Below are 17,195 nucleotides of genomic sequence, written 5' to 3' on the forward strand. Positions count from 1 at the left end.
CCGGTCGATTTTACGCTGCCTGTTCTCAGGTTTCGCGACTACCTTCCTTTGCACCCGCTTCCGTCAGCCGCGGAAGAAATGCTGGTACGGATCGTGCGTATCGTTCATAGACCTGTCCGAAACGGGCCCTCGTGTCGGCCTCCTCGCTGTGTGCCAGTCGCACGTACATCCAGACCAAGACCGGAAACATCGCCAGTGTCAAAATGGTGGGCCACTGGACGAGAAATCCAAGCATGATCAGAATGAAGCCCACGTATTGCGGATGTCTGACCCGGGCATAAGGCCCGGTGACCGCCAGCCGCCCTTGCCGTTGTGCATTCCACAGATGATGCCATGCCACTGAGATCAGCCAGAACCCTCCTCCGATCAGCGCGAAGCTTAGCAGGTGGAACGGTCCGAAATGCGGGTTCGATTGCCAGCCGAACATCATTTCGGGCAGATGACCGCTATCATGGGCGAGCCAGTCGATGTCAGGCCAGGTTGATTGCAACCAGCCCGACAGCAAGAAAATCGTCAGCGGGAACCCGTACATTTCGGTGAACAACGCCAAGACAAACGCGCTAAACGCCCCGAAGACAGCAATCAGACCGGGACCGGCGCTGTTCCCGAAGCTGTCGCCGCCCTCGCCGCGCCGAACCAGGATCTTGCCACGGCCCGCCTTCTTCCTGAAGACAACTGCTATTGGTACGAGCACAGCGGCCCGGTGGAGGTTACACTGCTCCCGCTGCGCTCGACAGGCGGCAACCCCATCTGCGTCTCGCGCAACACCTGACAGGGCCTGACGCGTCACGGTTTTAAGTTGCCGATTGTCTACAGGTCAGCTTCTCGGCGTCACGCTGTCCTCGGCTGAGTAAAGGAAGGCCATGGAGCCGACCTCGACATTGGGAAACAGGTCGTTGATATGCGCCATGACCATGCGAACACAGCCGGAACTGGCGCGTCCACCGATGCTTTGCGGCTGCGGCGTGCCATGTATCCGTAGATAGGTATCCCGGTCGCCGACATAGAGGTACAGCGCGCGCGACCCGAGCGCGTTCTTGGGTCCGGGTTCCATACCGTCGGCAATATCGGCGTAAAGACCCGGGTCACGTTCAATCATGCTCTGCGTTGGCTTCCAATGCGGCCAACTGACCTTGCGCTTGATCGTGTAAACGCCCGGCTCGTACAGCGAGCCACGCGCGATCGCCACGCCATAGCGCATTGCGGTTCCGCCTTCCTCGATGTGGTAGAGATAGCGCGCGATGGCATCCACATGAATGTCACCGGGTATGAGCCCCTCTTTGGCTTCAACCCGCTGCGGCAGAAAGCGAGGATGCAGTCCCCACGGGTTGGTCGTCGCAGGGTCGTAGCCGGGCGGTGTAACTTGCGCGTCCCAATCTGCCTTTTCCGCTTCAGTAGGCCAGGTTTTGGCCATAAGCGGACCCGAGACAGAGGCCGAGAACAGCGTGGCCGTCGTCTGGATGAAATGTCGTCTTGTCAGCATAGGGTTCGCTCCGCGCAGTTTTGTCATTTCATGCTGGCGCCGCCAGCTCGATTTCTCGGCATCATAAAACTTCCACCTACTGGAGGTTCAAGGGCGGAATTTTGTTCGAGACGAGAGCCGTCGGGGATCACCAAGCGCAACTTCATGGTTCTGCAAGTCGAGTTGACGCTGGACCTTCTGAACGTCGCCAAGATTGCCCAATGCAGGCACCGACCGTTACGCTGCAACAAGGTAGGGCAATGCTGACCGTGCTGCGAAGCCCTTCTCTCACAACCCGGGTTCTTCTTCGGACAAATGATGTTTTCTCGTCCGCTACCGGATATCCTTCACGGCTTTCACCGCGGATTCCTCACTTGTGCCGGATTCCTAATTCAACTTCACCCTTTGGCGGCTACGATCACCCGGAAATCTTTTGTTGCAAATCTTACCCGGGTGTCCCGTAGTCGCTGACGCAGGATACTTCGGGAACAATCATCTACGCAGATCGAAATCTGGACCAGAACAGGCACGAAAAAACAAATCAATCAGTGGTGCCGGTCTGATAACGACCGGTCCGTCATGGTGATCTCTTCTTCCTCAACTTCGACTTCAGCCGGAATCGCGTATGACCCGTTCAGCCATCTGGCAAGATCCAGGTCCGAACACCTCTTGGAACAAAAGGGGCGATACTTGATCTGTGCCTCAGCACAGCAAATCGGACATTTCATTTCAGCACGTCCTCAAGGGGAATTCGACCTCGCTTGCGATGCAGCTCGAAATGGCCCGATGGGGTCCAGCCCGCCAAGGTTGTTTCCTCGCTGTCCGATTTGAACGATGCCCGCAGAGCCGCTTCGAATCCACGGCGGTCTTTTTTCGCCATTGGCGCCAGATCGATCGTGATCTGCCCGCCAAGTCCCCGTACACGCAGCGCGCGCGGCAACACCTTGGCGCAGGCAAAATTCGCCTTTTGACCAGCAGCCAGCGTGGTATCCGTGCCAGTGTTCACGTCGACCGCCACAAGGGCGCGCGTCGGCTGGATATAGATCACCCCCCCACCCGGCAGGGGTTCAGAAATACCGCGCGCCTGATCAAGAGCGTCGAGCACCCCGTGCTCTTGAAACCCGCCCGGTTCGGTCACCACCTCGGCCGGGTCGGTCCAATCGCGCCAAGCCAGAACATGCGGGCCGTCGCCATCAATCAGGGTTTCGGCCTCCTGCCCCTCGTCGGCAAATACCTGCTGCGCCTGCTCGCGCATCGCCGCAATATCCTCGGCAATCTCATCAGCATCCGCCTCGGCGCAAGATGATCGCAGGATCAAACCGAACGCACTGCCAGCCATCCCCTCGTGCGCGATTTCAAGCAGTCGGTCGCGCTCGGCCTCGTCGCGAATTCTGCGCGACAGGTTGAGACCCGGTGCGTCGGGTGTCACGATGGCACATCTGCTCTTGAACAACAGCTTTGCTGTGACCGGGATCGCCTTGCCCGGCTCGGCATAGCCTGAAACCTGAACCAGGATGCGCGCGCCCGGAGCAAGTCCCGACACCTGGCGCAAAAAAGCCGGCCCGTCAGGCGTGCTAAGGAACATGCCGCCCTGCCCCTTGACCGGGCGCTCGGCGCGGGCGCGGTAAATGGTGCCGGGAGTTGGTGCATCACCCGCGATCAGGAAATCATCCAACAAACCATCGACCATCAGGGCCGCGGCCTCGCGCCCCTGAATATGGTCCAGAACGATCGTACGGCCCTTCATGCGACACCTTTGAATTTGGGATAACCCGCAGCCGTCAGAAGCGCAGCCGTCTCGGCCAGCGGCAATCCGACAATGCCGGTGAAAGACCCAGCAATCCAAGGGATGAACGCGCCAGCCGGACCCTGAATGGCATAGGCCCCGGCCTTGCCCTCCCAGTCGCCGGTGGCGAGATAGCTGTTCACTTCGACATCCGAGAGGCGTTTGAACCTGACCTGGCTCACCACGTCCCGCTCCCACAGGCGGTCGCCACGCCGCACGGCCACAGCGGTGATCACACGATGTCGACGCCCGGACAGCGCATGCAGGAATTCAGCCGCCTCGCCCGCATCTGCCGGTTTACCCAGAATACGCCGTCCAAGCGCAACGGTGGTATCGGCACACAGCACTATGTCGTCGGGCGCTGCCTGAACAGCGGCCACCTTTTCACGGGAAATGCGCGCGCAATAGCTGCGTGGCAGTTCGCCTGCCTTAGGGTCTTCGTTGATCTCGGGTGGACGCACGGCATCCGGCGTGATGCCAAGCTGTGCCAGCAGGTCCAGCCGCCTGGGACTGCCCGATCCGAGAATAAACGCCATGGGAAGGCGTTACTTGAATCGATAATTGATCCGACCCTTGGTCAGATCATAGGGGGTCATCTCGACCTGTACTTTGTCGCCAGCCAGAACACGGATGCGATTCTTGCGCATCTTGCCTGCCGTGTGTGCGATGATCTCATGGCCGTTTTCAAGCTCGACCCGGAACGTCGCATTGGGCAGGAGTTCCTTCACGACACCGGGAAATTCGAGCGTATCTTCCTTGGCCATGTTGTCTCCATCATTGCGTTTAGCCCGCGGAATCCGCAGGCTCGAGCGCTTAAATGCGCGCATTTCCCGCTCAGTTCAAGGCTTCTTTTGCCTTCATGCAACACATTGTGACCGATTGGACCCGTCCGTCCTGCTCGGCCCAGTGGCGCCTGTTCAGCACCACACCATCTGCGCGCACATCTGCGACAGAGGCAAGATCGACCTCGGCATAGGTCCAGCCAGGCTGGTTCAGGACACCCTCTGCCAAGACCCCGGTCTGCGGAAAACCGCGATCCGGCGGCCCGAAAACGCCGCCCATTCCGGTGTTTGTGTCCACCGCTTCGGACCAGTCGTTGCGCCCCACGACCGAGGACATGACCGAAATGCATTGGTTCTCCAGCGCCCTTGCCATCGCCCCGATTCGTACGCGGCTGTAACCCGACAGCGCCTCGGTGCAGGAAGGCACCAACAGAATCTCGGCCTCTGACAAAGCCCGTCCCAGCAGCGGGAATTCGCTGTCGTAACAGATCAAAACACCGATCTTGCCAAGCGCGGTATCGAAGAGTTTCAGCGGCCCGCCCGGGACCACATCCCAATCCTCTCGCTCGAACCGGGTCATGATCTGCTTGTCCTGATGGTCGCGCCCACCGGTCGGAGTGTAAAGCTCGGCCCGGTTCACCGGACGCCCCAACCCAAACTTTGCAGGTCCGGACGCGCCTAGAATATGCACTCCATACTCCGCCGCAAGTTTCTGATGCAGACTGGCTGCCTCCTCCATCCGTTCGCTGACCGCGTGCAGCGAACCTTCGAGGTCCGCTGCCGTTTTTGCGCCGGCCAGAGTGCAAAGCTCCATCGCCCCATATTCCGGAAACACCAGCAGATCGGCCCCCTGCCCTGCCGCCTCGGACACCCAACGGGCCAGTTTGTCCTCGTATTGCGCCCAGCTGTCGAGCCAATCGAGCGGATAGGCGGCAGTAGCGATTTTCATATACGGGTCCTCTTTTGGGCGGGATCAGAGATTCCGGATCCAGAATTGCAGTGGCTTGTCGGTCTCGTGATCCTGATCCAGGTCTTTCCAACTGAATCGCGCTACCGCACCAGGTAGTTTCTCATATCCTCGCGCCTGCCAGAATGCATCAAGCGGGCGATAGTCATCTGGCTTCAGCGGGTGATCGGCGGGCCGTTGCACGCCGCAAAAGGCGCATTTGGCAAAACCCAGCGCGCGGGCATGACCCTCACGCAGGTCAAAGAACCGGTGGCCCACACCATGGCCGCGATACTCGGGCAACAGCACGGATTCGGCGCAATAGAACACCTCGTCCAGCTCCACACCACTACCGACAAAGGCGGCGGCGAAGTCGTCAGCATGATCGGCCAGCGGCATGCCGGTCGAGGCACCGATCAACCGGTCGCCATCAAAGGCGCCGACCACAATGGCCCGGTCGCTGTTGCGATAGGCTTGCAGATACTTCCGCTCATAGTCCAGGTCGCCGTCATATAGATAGGGCCAGGCGCGGAACACCGCGATCCGAAGCCGGGCCACATCCTCCAGCGCGGCATCCAGCGCCGCGCCGGTCAGCGCCCGGACCTCGGTCACCTCAGCCATTCGAGACCTGTTTCACCCAATCGGCCAGGTTGTAGAAGGTCGTTACTCGCGAGATCTTGCCGCCCTTCAGGGTAAAGAACGACCCGGCGGGCAGGCGATAGGTCTGGCCATGCGCCTCGGGCAGACCGGAATCAGTTTGCAGATAGGTGCCGTTCACGATGAATTCCGCCGCCGCGCGGTTGCCGCCCTCGGCCTCGAACACAACCATGTCGGTCAACAGCTCTTTGTAGCAGCGGTTCATATGGGCGCAGAATTCGGCAAACTTCTCCTTACCCACCCGAATCTGGCCCTCGTTCACGTGATGGGCCACGTCGTCGGACAAGCAGTCCAGCATTCCCTGTACATCGCCTGCGTTGAAGGCATCGAAATAGCGTTTGACGGTCTCGCTCATGATCTCTCCGTTGGCTCGCCCCAGCGTTCTTTCAGATGCTTGATGATCTGATCGCGGGTCTGACGATAGTGATGTAGCTTCTCCGCCCGCGTCTCGCCCAGCCCGGTAGGGTCCATAATTGGCCAATATTCGACATCGAGGTGGAAAAAACGGGTCAGTTCCAGCGCCCGGCGCTGGCTCGCGGGCGACAGCGCCACCACCAGATCAAACGAGCTGAGATCGTCGCCCCATTCCTGCATCATGTCGAACGATCGCGAACGGTGGCGCGCCAGTTCAACGTCGATCTCCTGGCAGACGGCAATACAGAACCCGTCGATCTCCATGTCATTGTGGACACCGGCGGATTGCACATAGGTACCGGTGCCATAAAATTTCTTCATGATGCCTTCCGCCATGGGCGAGCGGACCGCGTTGTGGTCGCAGCAGAACAGGACCGAATGCGGAAGCGGGTGCACCATTCAGCCCCCGAAATGCAGAACGCAAATCAGGGTGAACAGACGGCGCGCGGTGTCGGTGTCGATCTCGGCCTTGCCCTCGAGCCGTTCCTGCAACACCCGGCTGCCCTCGTTGTGGATGCCGCGCCGTGCCATGTCGATGGTTTCGATCTGGCTGGGCGGCAGGGTCTTGACCGCGTTGAAATAGCTCTCGCAGATCTGGAAGTAATCCTTGACCACTTGACGGAACGGCCCCAGCGACAGGTGGAACTCGGCCGCCTTCTGTTCGTCCTCGGTCTGGATGTCAAAGACCAGCCGCTTGTCGCGGATCGACAGATTTACCCGATAGGGCCCATCGGGCACGGCACGGTCGTCGCGCACTGGCAGGGCAAAGCTGTTCTCCTCCAACAGATCATAGATCGCGACTTTTCGCTCCTGCTCGATCTCGGGCGTGGGTGGGGGAAGGTTGCTGTCATCCAGCTCGATATGAGAAATACGGCTCATCGTCACGGGTGCCTGTTCGATAGATCGGGACAGACCTACACCATGGGTTTGGGATGGGCAACGTGTCGCGATGCGCGATCAATTCCCCGGTCGCCGCGTCGGCACCCGGTTCTCCAGCCAGCGAAAGGCCAGCGCGATCAGCCCTGCGATCACCATATAGACCAGCGCCAGTAACAGAAGCGGTTCGTAGATCACGAACGTATCCTGCCGCACCCGCGACGATACTGCGAAAATCTCGACCACGGTGATCGTCGCCACCAGCGGCGTTGCCTTCAATTGCAGGATGGTCTCGCCGCCCAGCGTTGGCAGTACATTGTTGATCGCCTGTGGCAGCCAAATGCGGCGGAAAAGGGTGAAACGGGGCATCCCGAACGCCCGCGCTGCCTCCAACTGGCCCCGGTTGACCCCGGAAAAGGCTCCGCGCATCACCTCGCCCTCGTACCCGGCAAAGGAGAGCGTCAGCGCCAGCAGCGCATAGGGCCACGCCTGTCGCAGATAGGGCCACAGAACGCTGTCTCGGATACCGTCGATCTGGGGAAAGACCGAACCCAAGCCATAATAGAGCAGCCAGATCTGCAACAGCAGCGGCGTCCCCCGGATCAGCGTGCAGAAAACCCGTGCGGGCGTCGACAGGTACCAAGGCCCTACCGCCTGGGCAAAACCCAGCGGAACCGCCAGCAAAAAGCCCAGAACCGTGCTTGCCACCAACAACCAGACCGTGCGCCACAGCCCCTGCATCGCCAACGGCAGGTACTTCGGCAGCCAGTCCCAGCGCAGCGTCAGGGCGCACCACACCGCCAGCGCCACGGCCAGTGCAATCAGCACCAGCCGATGCGGCATCAGCATCGGACGGATCATCCGCATCATCGGCCCGCCCCCTTGAGCGAGGGCTGACCGCGCCGCGATCGCCGCTCAAGTAGCTGGAACAGCGCGGAAGACATCAGCGTCACCATCAGGTACAGCGCACCCGCAGCGAGGAAAAAGGTGAAATAGGCCCGCGTGCTCGACGCCGCCTGCCGGGTTTCCAACGTCAGCTCGCTGAACCCCACAACCGCCAGCAGCGCGGTATCCTTGGTGGCGATCAGCCACAGGTTCGCCAGCCCCGGCAGAGCAAAGGACAGCATCGCCGGAATGGTCACCCGCCGCATCAGCATCACCGGCGGCATGCCAAAGGCGCGCGCCGCCTCGATCTGGCCCTGCGGAACCGCCAGGATGGCGCCGCGCAGCACCTCGGTCGAGTAGGCGCCCTGGACCACGCCCAAAACCCAGATCCCGGCGGCAACGCCGCTGATCTCGACCCGGCCATATCCCAGCGCCTCAGCAGCCTGGTTGATCAGGTCGGTACCGACAAAATAGAGAATGAGGATCAGCACCAGTTCGGGCACGGCCCGGACAACGGTGGTATAAATGGCGAGCAGATCACGAATGACCGGCCCGCCATAAAGCTTGCCATAGGCTCCGAACAGCCCGATCACCAGACCGAAGCCGAAGGCCCCGAACGCGATCTGAAGCGATTTGCCCAGACCGCGCAGTAGGTTCATCCCCCAGCCCGGTGGTGACAGCGACAACAGCTCGGCGCTTTTCGCCAGGCCGAGCAGGTCCAGAAGCCCCTCCATCGGCAGCGATTATTCGCTGTAGATGGGCGCGGTGAAGTAACGCGCGGTGATCGCCTCGTGCGTGCCATCGGCCAGGATTGCGGCGATGCCCTTGTTCAACGCCTCGCGCAGCGCGTCGTCACCCTTGCGCACTCCGGCGCCCACGCCCTTGCCCAGGATCGCTTCGTCATTGGCGACAGCGCCCTTGATCTCGCAGCACTGGCCCGCATCGGTGGCGACAAAATCGGCCATGGCGATACTGTCAGCCTGGGTCGCGTCGATGCGACCGGCATAAAGGTCCTGATTGGCCTCGTCCTGGGTCTGATAGACGCGGATCTCGGCGTCGCCAAAATACGCGTTGGCATAGGCCTGGTGAATGGTCGAGGCCTGAACCCCTATGATCTTGCCGGCCAGCGAGGCGGGCGTTGCCTCGATATCCAGCGACTTGTCGGCCACGATCACGGCGGGCGTGTTGTAATAGGGGTTCGAGAAGTCGATGGTCTGCATCCGCTCTTCGGTGATCGACATCGAGGCCATGATGGCGTCGATCTGCTTGCCGGTCAGCGAGGGAATTATGCCGTCCCATGCGACGGGTGTCAGCACGCAATCCAGTGCGGCGGCCTTGCAGACGGCGTCGATCACCTCGACCTCCCAGCCGACCCAGTTGCCCGCGGAATCGGGCGAGGCGAAGGGCGGATACGGCTCGGCGGCGATGCCGATCTTGACCTGATCCGCGGCCGCGGCGCCCGCGCCCAGGGCCAATGCGGCCAGACCGGCCAGCAGCGATGTCTTGAGTTTCATATGTTGGTCTCCCTGTTTTTCATTCTTGGTGTTCAGTTGATGGATTTCAGAAACTGTTTCAGCCGCTCGGATTGCGGATTGCCAAAGATCTGGTCTGGTGGCCCCTGTTCCTCGATCCGGCCTTGATAAAGATACACCACATGGTCGGCGACCTCGCGGGCAAAATTCATCTCGTGGGTGACCACCAGCATGGTGCGTCCCTCGGCGGCCAGGTCACGCATCACACCCAGCACCTCGCCAACCAGTTCGGGGTCCAGCGCCGAGGTCGGCTCGTCAAACAGCATCACCGCCGGGTCGACCGCCAGAGCGCGCGCGATGGCCGCGCGCTGCTGCTGGCCACCGGACAGGAACAGCGGATAGGTGTCCTCTTTCTCGGCCAGGCCCACCCGCGCAAGCAGGGCGCGCGCCTTTTCGATCGCCTGCGCGCGCGGCACTTTCAACACATGGACCGGTACTTCGATCACGTTTTCCAGAAGGGTGCGGTGGGTCCACAGGTTAAAGGACTGGAACACCATCGCCAGCCGGGTCCGCACCCGCTCCAGCTGCTTGCGATCGGCTGCGGTACCATCGGCGCGCATACGGATTTCCTCGCCTCCAATGACGATCCGGCCAGAACTGGGGGTTTCCAGAAAGTTGATGCAACGCAGCATGGTCGACTTGCCCGAGCCCGAGCCGCCGACAATAGCGATCACGTCACCCCTGTTGGCGGTCAGCGAAACGCCCTTGAGCACTTCGAGATCGCCAAAGGATTTATGCAGATCCTCGATCAGCAATGTCCCCGCCAAATCGCTGGCGGCCCCTGCATCGGGCGTCAGTTCCTGCGTTGCTGTCACGCGATCCCCCCTGACTTTCCGGTTGCCTTCTTGGCCCGGCTCTGCTTATATTTATACAAACGTATAACAATAAGAGCGACGCAGATCAAGTCCGCTTTTCTCACCGCCGGAGGCCCCGCCCTTGGACAGCCCACGTCGCAGCTTCACACGCGAATCCGCCGAAAACCGGCGCGAAGCGCTGATCCGGGCGACGCTGACCCTGATCGGACGCAAGGGTGTGCAGGCGGCTACCGTGCGTGGCATCGCGGCCGAGGCGGGTGTGACGCTGGGGCTGATCCGGCACTATTTCGAAGGCAAGGACGAGCTGATCTATGCCGCTTATCAGGCGCATATGATCCAGCTGACCGATGCTACGATGGAAGGCCCCCGACAGTCGGACAAACCGGCGGCGCATCAATTGGCGCGAATCGTGCGCGCCAGCCTGACTCCACCGGTCAGCAGCCCGAAGGCGGTGGGTCTGTGGGCCGGGTTCCTCAACATGGTGCAGCGCGATCCGCGCATGGCCGAGGTGCACAGCCGCACCTATTACGACTTTCGCGACCGCTTGCAGGCGTTGATCGCCCCCGCCCTGGAAGAGGCGGGCGAGACCCCCACGCCCGAACGGCTGCGCGCCCTGGCCATCGCCTGTAACGCCGTCATCGACGGGCTCTGGCTGGAGGGTGGCGCACTGCCCGATGCCTTTGGCCCGGGCGAGCTTGTGAGCATCGGGCTGACTTCGGTCGGCGCCATTTTGGGACTGACCCTGTACGATCCGGGAGAAGAGGCATGAAAACCACCGCCATTACCCGTCGCCTGGCCGATCTGGGCGGCGCCAAATGGGGCATCTACCTGCGCGCCAAGGCAATGATCGCTAATGGGGCTGATGTAATCAGCCTGACCATCGGCGAGCCGGATGTGCCGCCACCGAACGAGCTGATGGATGTGGCCGAGACCGCGATGCGCGCCGGGCGCACCACCTATTCTGACGGCGCCGGGGAACCGGGCCTGCGCGCGGCCCTTGCCGAACGTTACAGTGCCAGCACCGGGCGGGCGATTTCGGACGATCAGGTCATGTGCTTCCCTGGCACCCAGACTGCGCTTTACGCCGTGATGATGGGCGTGGCCGAGACCGGCGACGAGGTGCTGGTCGGCGATCCCATGTATGCCACCTATGCCGGTGTGATCCGCGCCACCGGCGCCGATCTGGTGCCGGTTCCGCTGCGGCCCGAAAACGGGTTCCGCATCTCGGCCGCCGATATCGCCGCGCGCATCACCCCGCGCAGCCGGGCAATTCTGCTCACCACGCCGCACAACCCCACCGGCGCCATCTTGACGCCCGACGATATTGCCCAAATCGGCGACCTCGCGCGCAAGCACGATCTGTGGATCATCTCGGACGAGGTCTATGAGCAACTGGTCTTCGATGGGCAAAACTTTACCTCGCCGCTGGCCCGGCCCGATCTGGCCGACCGGGTTATTGTGGTCTCGTCGATCTCGAAATCCCATGCCGCACCGGGGTTCCGCAGCGGCTGGTGCATCGGGCCCGAGACATTTACCGCAGCGCTGCTGCCTTTGTCCGAAACCATGCTGTTCGGCAATCAACCCTTCATAGCAGATATGACAGAGCGCGCGGTGCGTGACGGCTCGACCGTTGCCCCCGGAATGCGGGCGCGGTACGCCGCACGGGCCATCCGCATGGCAAACCGTTTGAATGGCCAAACTTGCCTGCGGGTATTGGAACCCCAGGCCGGAATGTTCGCCATGGTCGATGTATCGGCAACCGGAATGGACGGCGCAACCTATGCCAGGCACCTGCTGGAACACGCGGGCGTGGCGGTGATGCCGGGCGAGTCCTTCGGTGACACGATAACGGGTTGGGTGCGCGTGGCATTGACAGCTGATGACACCGATTTTGACAGAGCCTGCGACCGCATCGTGGCACATGCCACGCAATTCCAGACCGAGGACGCCTGATGCCAACTCTGGGTGAAGCGCTGGTGGCGGGGCTGGCGGAACGGGGCGTGGAGTGCGTTTTCGGCATCCCGGGCGTGCACACGATTGAACTCTATCGCGGGCTTGCTGCTTCGGGCATTCGGCATGTCACCCCGCGCCACGAACAGGGTGCCGGGTTCATGGCCGACGGCTATGCCCGCGTCTCCGGCAAACCCGGCGTCGCCTTCGTCATCACCGGTCCGGGGGTGACCAACACGCTGACCGCAATGGGTCAGGCGCGCGCCGACAGTATCCCGATCCTGACCATTTCCGGCGTGAACAGGCAGAGCAGCCTTGGCCAGGGGCTTGGTCATCTGCATGAGTTGCCCGATCAATTGGGAATGGTGGCAAAGGTTGCGCTTGAAGCCAGGCAGGTCAGAAAAGGCAGCGACCTGTCACCGGCCTTGGACGCGGTGTTCGAGCGGTTGACCACCGGACGCAAGGGACCCTGCCATATCGAAATTCCGCTGGATGCCGCAAGGCTCCCCGCCGCGCTGAACGGTCCCTCGATTGCGAATGATCCAGCGCCCGACCCGGACCTGCTGGATCTGGCGGCAGAACGCCTGACGTCTGCGTCACGTCCGATGATCCTTGCTGGTGGTGGTGCAAAAGCGGCAGCCGAAACCTTGAAGGCACTGGCGGAACGGCTCGATGCGCCGGTTGTCCAGACCGTGAATGCACGCGGGCTAATGCATGGTGCGGCATTGAGTGTCCCGGCAAGCCCAAGCCTTACTTCTGTCCGCAGCTTGATCGAAGAGTCCGACCTTGTTCTGGCGGTCGGCACTGAACTGGGGCAAACCGATTACGATATGTACGCAACCGGTTCGATGCCGCGCCTGCCGCACTTGATCCGGATCGACACCTGCGCTGAGCAATTGTCCCGCCACCCGGCAACAATCGCGATCCACGGGGACGCGGCAACATGCCTTGCCGCGTTGACCCAGCGCCTGCCCGGCGGCAACCGGGCCAGCGGCGGGGCATTGCGCGCCGCAGCGGCGCGGAACGCCGCGTGGCAGGAAATCGGCCCGTACATGCGCGGCATGGTCGATATGCTCGACGCCGCGCGCGATGCGGTGCCGGGCGCCATCATCGTGGGTGATTCAACGCAACCGATCTATGCTGGCAACCTCTATTACGATCACGATCGACCAGGTGGGTGGTTCAATGCAGCGACCGGTTTTGGCGCCCTGGGATACGGTATCCCCGCAGCGATCGGTGCCGCCATCGCGGCGCCCGGTACGCCGGTGTTCTGCATCGTCGGTGACGGTGGCGCACAATTCAGCCTGACCGAGATGATGACCGCACGCGACGAGAACCTGGGTATCGTCTTTGTGGTCTGGAACAGCCGGGGATACCGCGAGATTGACAGCGCGATGCGGGAGGCCGAGATAGCCGTCGTCGGCTGCGATCCCACGCCGCCTGACTTCGCTGCCATCGCCGCCGCATACGGGATGCCCTATTCCCATTGCGCAGACAACGACCCAAAAGCCTTCGCCGCCCTTCTGGCAGCCGCGACCAAGGGCCATGCCCCGTCGATCGTCGAAGTACAAGCGCCCTACACCCCCAATCAGAACTGAGACACAAAATGAGCGACCCAACATACCAGTTCACCCGCGCCATCACCCGCAGGCCAGCCGCAAGCGTCGTCAACGGATTGCGCGCCGAAGACATCGGCACACCCGATCTTGAACAGATGCTGAAGGATCACGCGCACTATGTCGCCACACTGAAAAGCACCGGCGCCGAGGTGATCGAGCTGCCGCCGCTGGACGATTTTGCCGATGCACTCTTTGTCGAAGACACGGCGCTTTGCCTGCCGCAGGGCGCGGTTCTGATGCGCCCCGGTGCACCAAGCCGTATGGGTGAGGTTGCTGAAATGGCGCCCACCTTGCGCAGTGTTTATGCCGAGATCCGCGAGATCTCTGGCCCGGGTCATATCGAGGGTGGCGATATCCTGGTCACCGGACGCGAGATCCTGGTCGGCCGGTCCGCCCGGACCGATGCCGAAGGGGTCAAGGAACTGGCCGCGATTGTCGGCGATTGGGGCCACAAGCTGCGCGAGGTCTTCACCCCACCGGGTGTGCTGCATTTCAAGACCGACTGTTCCTTGCTCGACGGCGAGACGATCCTGTCCACGGAACGGCTCGACGCCTCCGGCTGTTTTCAGGGATACCGTGTGATCCACACAGCACCCGGCGAAGAGGCCTGCGCCAACACGATCCGTTTCAACGATCTGGTGTTGATGCCCGCCGGCTTTTCGAGGACAGCCGAGATACTGGACAAGGCAGGGTTCTCGGTGGTCGAGATCAACAACAGCGAGTGCGCCAAACTGGATGGCGGTATGTCCTGCCTGTCACTGAGGTTCTGAAACCCCGGGGCAGGTCTCCTGCCCCGGTCAGACACCTAGGACTTGCTCATCGCTTCCTGAAACGTGTGAAGGAATTCATGTGCTGCAGCAGGGTCACCAAGGAAAGGTTCGTCGCGCAGACGGCCTTCTTTCTCCGCCTTGTCTGCCTCATAGATAACCTTGTCGTCCTTGATCGTAACCTTCACACGTAGATCCGCGAGCGTTTCCGGGTCCATAGTCAAAGGGTTGTCAGAGAGAATCACGAAATCAGCCCTCTTGCCGGGTTCAATCGACCCTTTACTGTCCTCTTCGAAATGCTGCCAGGCGGGCCAGATTGTCATCGCCTTTAGCGCAGTCAACACATCGACACGTTGCGACGGGCCAAGAATATCACCAGATCGGGTGCGGCGCGTCACTGTGGCCGAAAGGATGCGCATGCTATTGGGAAAGGCCACCGGCGCATCATGATGGCTGCCGAACATCATGCCACGCTGCCGGACCCAACCGGTGGGCGAGATATTCTCTGCATTCACCGGGCCGACCGTGTGATCCCGGTGCCAATCGCCCCAGTAAAACGTATGCATCGGAAAGAGTGAAGGAAACACGCCAAGGCTCTGAATGCTGTCTACCTGATCCTCGCGCAGGAACTGGCCGTGGATCAGGACCGGACGATTTCCCGGATCGCCGTACTTCTCTTGTGCTACACCGATTGCAGCGATCAGCATGTCGGATGCGCCCTCGCCATTGGAATGGGTCAGAATCTGAAAGCCGCGCTCAAAGCACCAATCCACCGCTTCTTGCGTCTGTTCTGTGGTGATAGCCGAGTACCCTTTGTAACCCGGAGCATAATCACCCACCGGATCGTAGTAGGGTCGGTCCCGCAACGCGGTGAACCCTTGAGGCGACCCGTCAATTGTCAGTTTGCACCCACCAACCCGGACCCGCCCGGAGTAGTCGGATGACGTGTTCGCTTCGATGTAGTCTCTGCTTTCCAGGACATCCGGGAAGGCCACGACGTCAATAGGCAGTTTACCCTGAGCATCAAGCGCCTTTAATGCTTCGACCGACCCGCCAGAAGACCGGCCATCCTGCCCGGTCGTATAGCCGAAACTGGCCCAAAGCTGGCTTCCCGCCTCGGCAAAGGCCAGCATCCCTTCAGAGCCGATCCCGGCCAACATGGGCACTAAGGCCGAAAAGAAAGCATATTCCTCCAGAACCCCGTTCGGCGCTCCGGTCGCATCGCGCTGTATCACACCGCCCGCCGGGTTTGGCGTGTCGGTCGAGATTCCCGCGATTTCGAGTGCCTTGGAATTTGCAACACCCAAATGTCCCGATTGATGCACAATGATGACCGGTATGTCCTGCGACACGACATCCAGGTCCGCGCGCGTCGGGTGGCGCAGTTCCGCCAACTGAGCATTGTCATAACCGAAACCGATGATCAGTCCTGCCTGCTCGACGGCGGTCTTGTTTGCATCGCCCCATTCCTTGAGAACTTTTTGCAGGCTGGGAATGTCGCGCACATCTCCATCGGGTGGGGCCAAGAGATTGGCGGACAGCGCCTGCAACCCACCCATAACCACGTGCCCATGGCTATCAACGAAACCCGGCAGCATCGCGCGGCCAGCCAGATCGAAAACCTGTGTTTGCGCCCCTTTGTAGGACAAGATTTCGGTCAGAGGGCCTGCTGACAGGATACGGCCATCCTTGACTGCTACGGCCTCGACCAAAGGACGTTTGTCGTCGATCGTGATAATCGGCCCACCCTGATAGATCGTATCGGCGCTCTGTTGCGCCCAGGCACTGGCGGAGCAGGCAAGTCCCGCAACACACGCACCAACAACAGACAAACTTCTGAACATAATTCATTCCTCCCCAGACACTCGGTCAGCATACTGGCCGCAATAATTCCTCTGTTCACTCTATGCCCTGGGGGTCACCTTTCAATAGTGTTGCTGCATTTGAGCATGCAGTTCCGAGATGCGGCAAAAAAAGTGGGTGGCCTGATCTGACTGGTCCGGTTTGATTGTTAGTGCATTAGTGGCCTCTGGTCCATCTGGACGATGGTTCCAGGAGCTGGCGGCCGATAGCCGAGTGCGCTGTGCGGCCGCTTGGTGTTGTAGTGTTTCCTCCAGCCTTCGATGATGATCTGAGCCTCTCTCAATGAGTAGAAGAGCTCGCGGTTCAGCAATTCGTCCCGGAGCCTGGCATTGAAGCTCTCGACATAGCCGTTCTCCCAAGGGCTGCCCGGTTCGATGAAGGCTGTCCTGGCGCCAACGGCTTCGATCCATGCCCTGACGTCTTTGGCAATGAACTCGGGGCCATTGTCGCTGCGCACAAATGCCGGCGGTCCACGCAGGATGAAGAGGTCGGTCAGAGCGTCTATCACGTCGATCGAGTTCAGCTTCCGCTTCACCTTGATAGTGAGGCATTCGCGGCTGAACTCATCGAGGATGTTCAAGGTGCGGAATGCTCTGCCGTCCTCGGTCCGGCAATGCACAAAGTCATAGCTCCAGACGTGGTTGCGATATTCCGGCCTGAGGCGGATACATGATCCGTCATTTAGCCAAAGCCGACTTTTCTTCGGTTGTTTTGGTGGCACCTTCAGCCCCTCCCGCTTCCACAGCCGCTCGACGCGACCGTCGCTGACCTGCCAGCCGACATCTCTCAACAATGCCGCCACGCGCCGGTAGCCGTAGCTGCCGTATTGCCTCGCCAGCTC

General features: G+C 61.1%; 21 protein-coding genes. 4 read left to right on the forward strand and 17 right to left on the reverse strand.

The annotated features are described in order from the left end of the window. Positions 1 to 25 precede the first annotated feature (25 nt). The 15 genes from G0P99_RS20015 to G0P99_RS20085 all read right to left on the reverse strand — a co-directional run bounded on the left by G0P99_RS20015 (position 26) and on the right by G0P99_RS20085 (position 10,137). The gene (locus G0P99_RS20015; RefSeq protein WP_370462855.1) at positions 26 to 790 is read right to left on the reverse strand and encodes an isoprenylcysteine carboxylmethyltransferase family protein; all 765 of its coding nucleotides are present in this window, start codon (positions 788 to 790) and stop codon (positions 26 to 28) included. Positions 791 to 817: 27 nt separating this feature from the next. Further along, positions 818 to 1,483 (reverse strand): L,D-transpeptidase, encoded by a 666-nt coding sequence (locus G0P99_RS20020; RefSeq protein WP_164132240.1) that lies wholly within the window; start codon positions 1,481 to 1,483, stop codon positions 818 to 820. A 524-nt stretch (positions 1,484 to 2,007) separates the two neighbouring features. Next, positions 2,008 to 2,190: a DNA gyrase inhibitor YacG gene (locus tag G0P99_RS20025; protein WP_164132241.1), complete on the reverse strand. Its 183-nt coding sequence runs from the start codon at positions 2,188 to 2,190 to the stop codon at positions 2,008 to 2,010. Further along, the gene (locus G0P99_RS20030) at positions 2,187 to 3,209 is read right to left on the reverse strand and encodes a ribonuclease E/G (RefSeq protein ID WP_164132242.1); all 1,023 of its coding nucleotides are present in this window, start codon (positions 3,207 to 3,209) and stop codon (positions 2,187 to 2,189) included. Before G0P99_RS20030 ends, G0P99_RS20025 begins: the two co-directional genes overlap by 4 nt. Then, the gene (locus G0P99_RS20035; RefSeq protein WP_164132243.1) at positions 3,206 to 3,784 is read right to left on the reverse strand and encodes a nucleoside triphosphate pyrophosphatase; all 579 of its coding nucleotides are present in this window, start codon (positions 3,782 to 3,784) and stop codon (positions 3,206 to 3,208) included. The genes G0P99_RS20030 and G0P99_RS20035 overlap by 4 nt, the downstream gene beginning before the upstream one ends. 9 nt (positions 3,785 to 3,793) lie before the next feature. Continuing rightward, the gene (gene infA / locus G0P99_RS20040) at positions 3,794 to 4,012 is read right to left on the reverse strand and encodes a translation initiation factor IF-1 (RefSeq protein ID WP_005978431.1); all 219 of its coding nucleotides are present in this window, start codon (positions 4,010 to 4,012) and stop codon (positions 3,794 to 3,796) included. A 70-nt stretch (positions 4,013 to 4,082) separates the two neighbouring features. Next, complete coding sequence (locus tag G0P99_RS20045; protein WP_164132244.1) at positions 4,083 to 4,979, reverse strand: carbon-nitrogen hydrolase family protein; 897 nt, start codon at positions 4,977 to 4,979, stop codon at positions 4,083 to 4,085. 24 nt (positions 4,980 to 5,003) lie between these two features. After that, entirely contained in the window at positions 5,004 to 5,597 is a 594-nt protein-coding gene (locus G0P99_RS20050) for a GNAT family N-acetyltransferase (RefSeq protein WP_164132245.1), read from the reverse strand. Continuing rightward, a complete protein-coding gene (locus tag G0P99_RS20055; protein ID WP_164132246.1) occupies positions 5,590 to 5,988 on the reverse strand; it encodes a nuclear transport factor 2 family protein in 399 nt (132 codons plus the stop codon). Before G0P99_RS20055 ends, G0P99_RS20050 begins: the two co-directional genes overlap by 8 nt. Further along, positions 5,985 to 6,443 carry a low molecular weight phosphatase family protein gene (locus G0P99_RS20060; protein WP_164132279.1) on the reverse strand — a complete coding sequence of 153 codons (459 nt, stop codon included), beginning with the start codon at positions 6,441 to 6,443 and terminating at the stop codon, positions 5,985 to 5,987. The genes G0P99_RS20055 and G0P99_RS20060 overlap by 4 nt, the downstream gene beginning before the upstream one ends. 3 nt (positions 6,444 to 6,446) lie before the next feature. Then, complete coding sequence (locus G0P99_RS20065; protein ID WP_164132247.1) at positions 6,447 to 6,926, reverse strand: UPF0262 family protein; 480 nt, start codon at positions 6,924 to 6,926, stop codon at positions 6,447 to 6,449. 78 nt (positions 6,927 to 7,004) lie between these two features. Then, positions 7,005 to 7,793 carry an ABC transporter permease gene (locus G0P99_RS20070; protein ID WP_370462856.1) on the reverse strand — a complete coding sequence of 263 codons (789 nt, stop codon included), beginning with the start codon at positions 7,791 to 7,793 and terminating at the stop codon, positions 7,005 to 7,007. Next, on the reverse strand, positions 7,790 to 8,542 hold the full coding sequence (locus G0P99_RS20075; protein ID WP_164132248.1) for an ABC transporter permease: 753 nt from the start codon (positions 8,540 to 8,542) through the stop codon (positions 7,790 to 7,792). Before G0P99_RS20075 ends, G0P99_RS20070 begins: the two co-directional genes overlap by 4 nt. A gap of 9 nt (positions 8,543 to 8,551) precedes the next feature. Then, the gene (locus G0P99_RS20080; protein ID WP_164132249.1) at positions 8,552 to 9,322 is read right to left on the reverse strand and encodes a transporter substrate-binding domain-containing protein; all 771 of its coding nucleotides are present in this window, start codon (positions 9,320 to 9,322) and stop codon (positions 8,552 to 8,554) included. A gap of 32 nt (positions 9,323 to 9,354) precedes the next feature. After that, complete coding sequence (locus G0P99_RS20085) at positions 9,355 to 10,137, reverse strand: ABC transporter ATP-binding protein (RefSeq protein WP_304621501.1); 783 nt, start codon at positions 10,135 to 10,137, stop codon at positions 9,355 to 9,357. 139 nt (positions 10,138 to 10,276) lie between these two features. Here G0P99_RS20085 and G0P99_RS20090 point away from each other — a divergent pair, with 139 nt between their 5' ends. Genes G0P99_RS20090 through G0P99_RS20105 form a run of 4 tightly spaced genes read left to right on the forward strand, consistent with a single transcriptional unit; the run spans position 10,277 to position 14,494 of the window. Continuing rightward, the gene (locus G0P99_RS20090; RefSeq protein ID WP_164132251.1) at positions 10,277 to 10,924 is read left to right on the forward strand and encodes a TetR/AcrR family transcriptional regulator; all 648 of its coding nucleotides are present in this window, start codon (positions 10,277 to 10,279) and stop codon (positions 10,922 to 10,924) included. Beyond that, positions 10,921 to 12,108, forward strand: coding sequence for a pyridoxal phosphate-dependent aminotransferase (locus tag G0P99_RS20095; RefSeq protein ID WP_164132252.1), 1,188 nt, complete (start codon positions 10,921 to 10,923; stop codon positions 12,106 to 12,108). Before G0P99_RS20090 ends, G0P99_RS20095 begins: the two co-directional genes overlap by 4 nt. Continuing rightward, on the forward strand, positions 12,108 to 13,703 hold the full coding sequence (locus G0P99_RS20100; RefSeq protein WP_164132253.1) for a 5-guanidino-2-oxopentanoate decarboxylase: 1,596 nt from the start codon (positions 12,108 to 12,110) through the stop codon (positions 13,701 to 13,703). The genes G0P99_RS20095 and G0P99_RS20100 overlap by 1 nt, the downstream gene beginning before the upstream one ends. Before the next feature lie 8 nt (positions 13,704 to 13,711). Beyond that, on the forward strand, positions 13,712 to 14,494 hold the full coding sequence (locus G0P99_RS20105) for a dimethylarginine dimethylaminohydrolase family protein (RefSeq protein ID WP_164132254.1): 783 nt from the start codon (positions 13,712 to 13,714) through the stop codon (positions 14,492 to 14,494). A 35-nt stretch (positions 14,495 to 14,529) separates the two neighbouring features. Here G0P99_RS20105 and G0P99_RS20110 read toward each other — a convergent pair whose 3' ends face one another. Both G0P99_RS20110 and G0P99_RS20115 read right to left on the reverse strand, forming a co-directional pair. Further along, the gene (locus G0P99_RS20110; protein WP_164132255.1) at positions 14,530 to 16,335 is read right to left on the reverse strand and encodes an amidohydrolase; all 1,806 of its coding nucleotides are present in this window, start codon (positions 16,333 to 16,335) and stop codon (positions 14,530 to 14,532) included. Positions 16,336 to 16,502: 167 nt separating this feature from the next. Beyond that, positions 16,503 to 17,195, reverse strand: a 693-nt coding sequence (locus tag G0P99_RS20115) for an IS3 family transposase (protein ID WP_164132256.1), incomplete at its 5' end; no start/stop codon positions are given.

Source organism: Ruegeria sp. PrR005 (genome assembly GCF_010500245.1).
Classification (GTDB): Bacteria; Pseudomonadota; Alphaproteobacteria; order Rhodobacterales; family Rhodobacteraceae; genus Ruegeria_B; species Ruegeria_B marisflavi.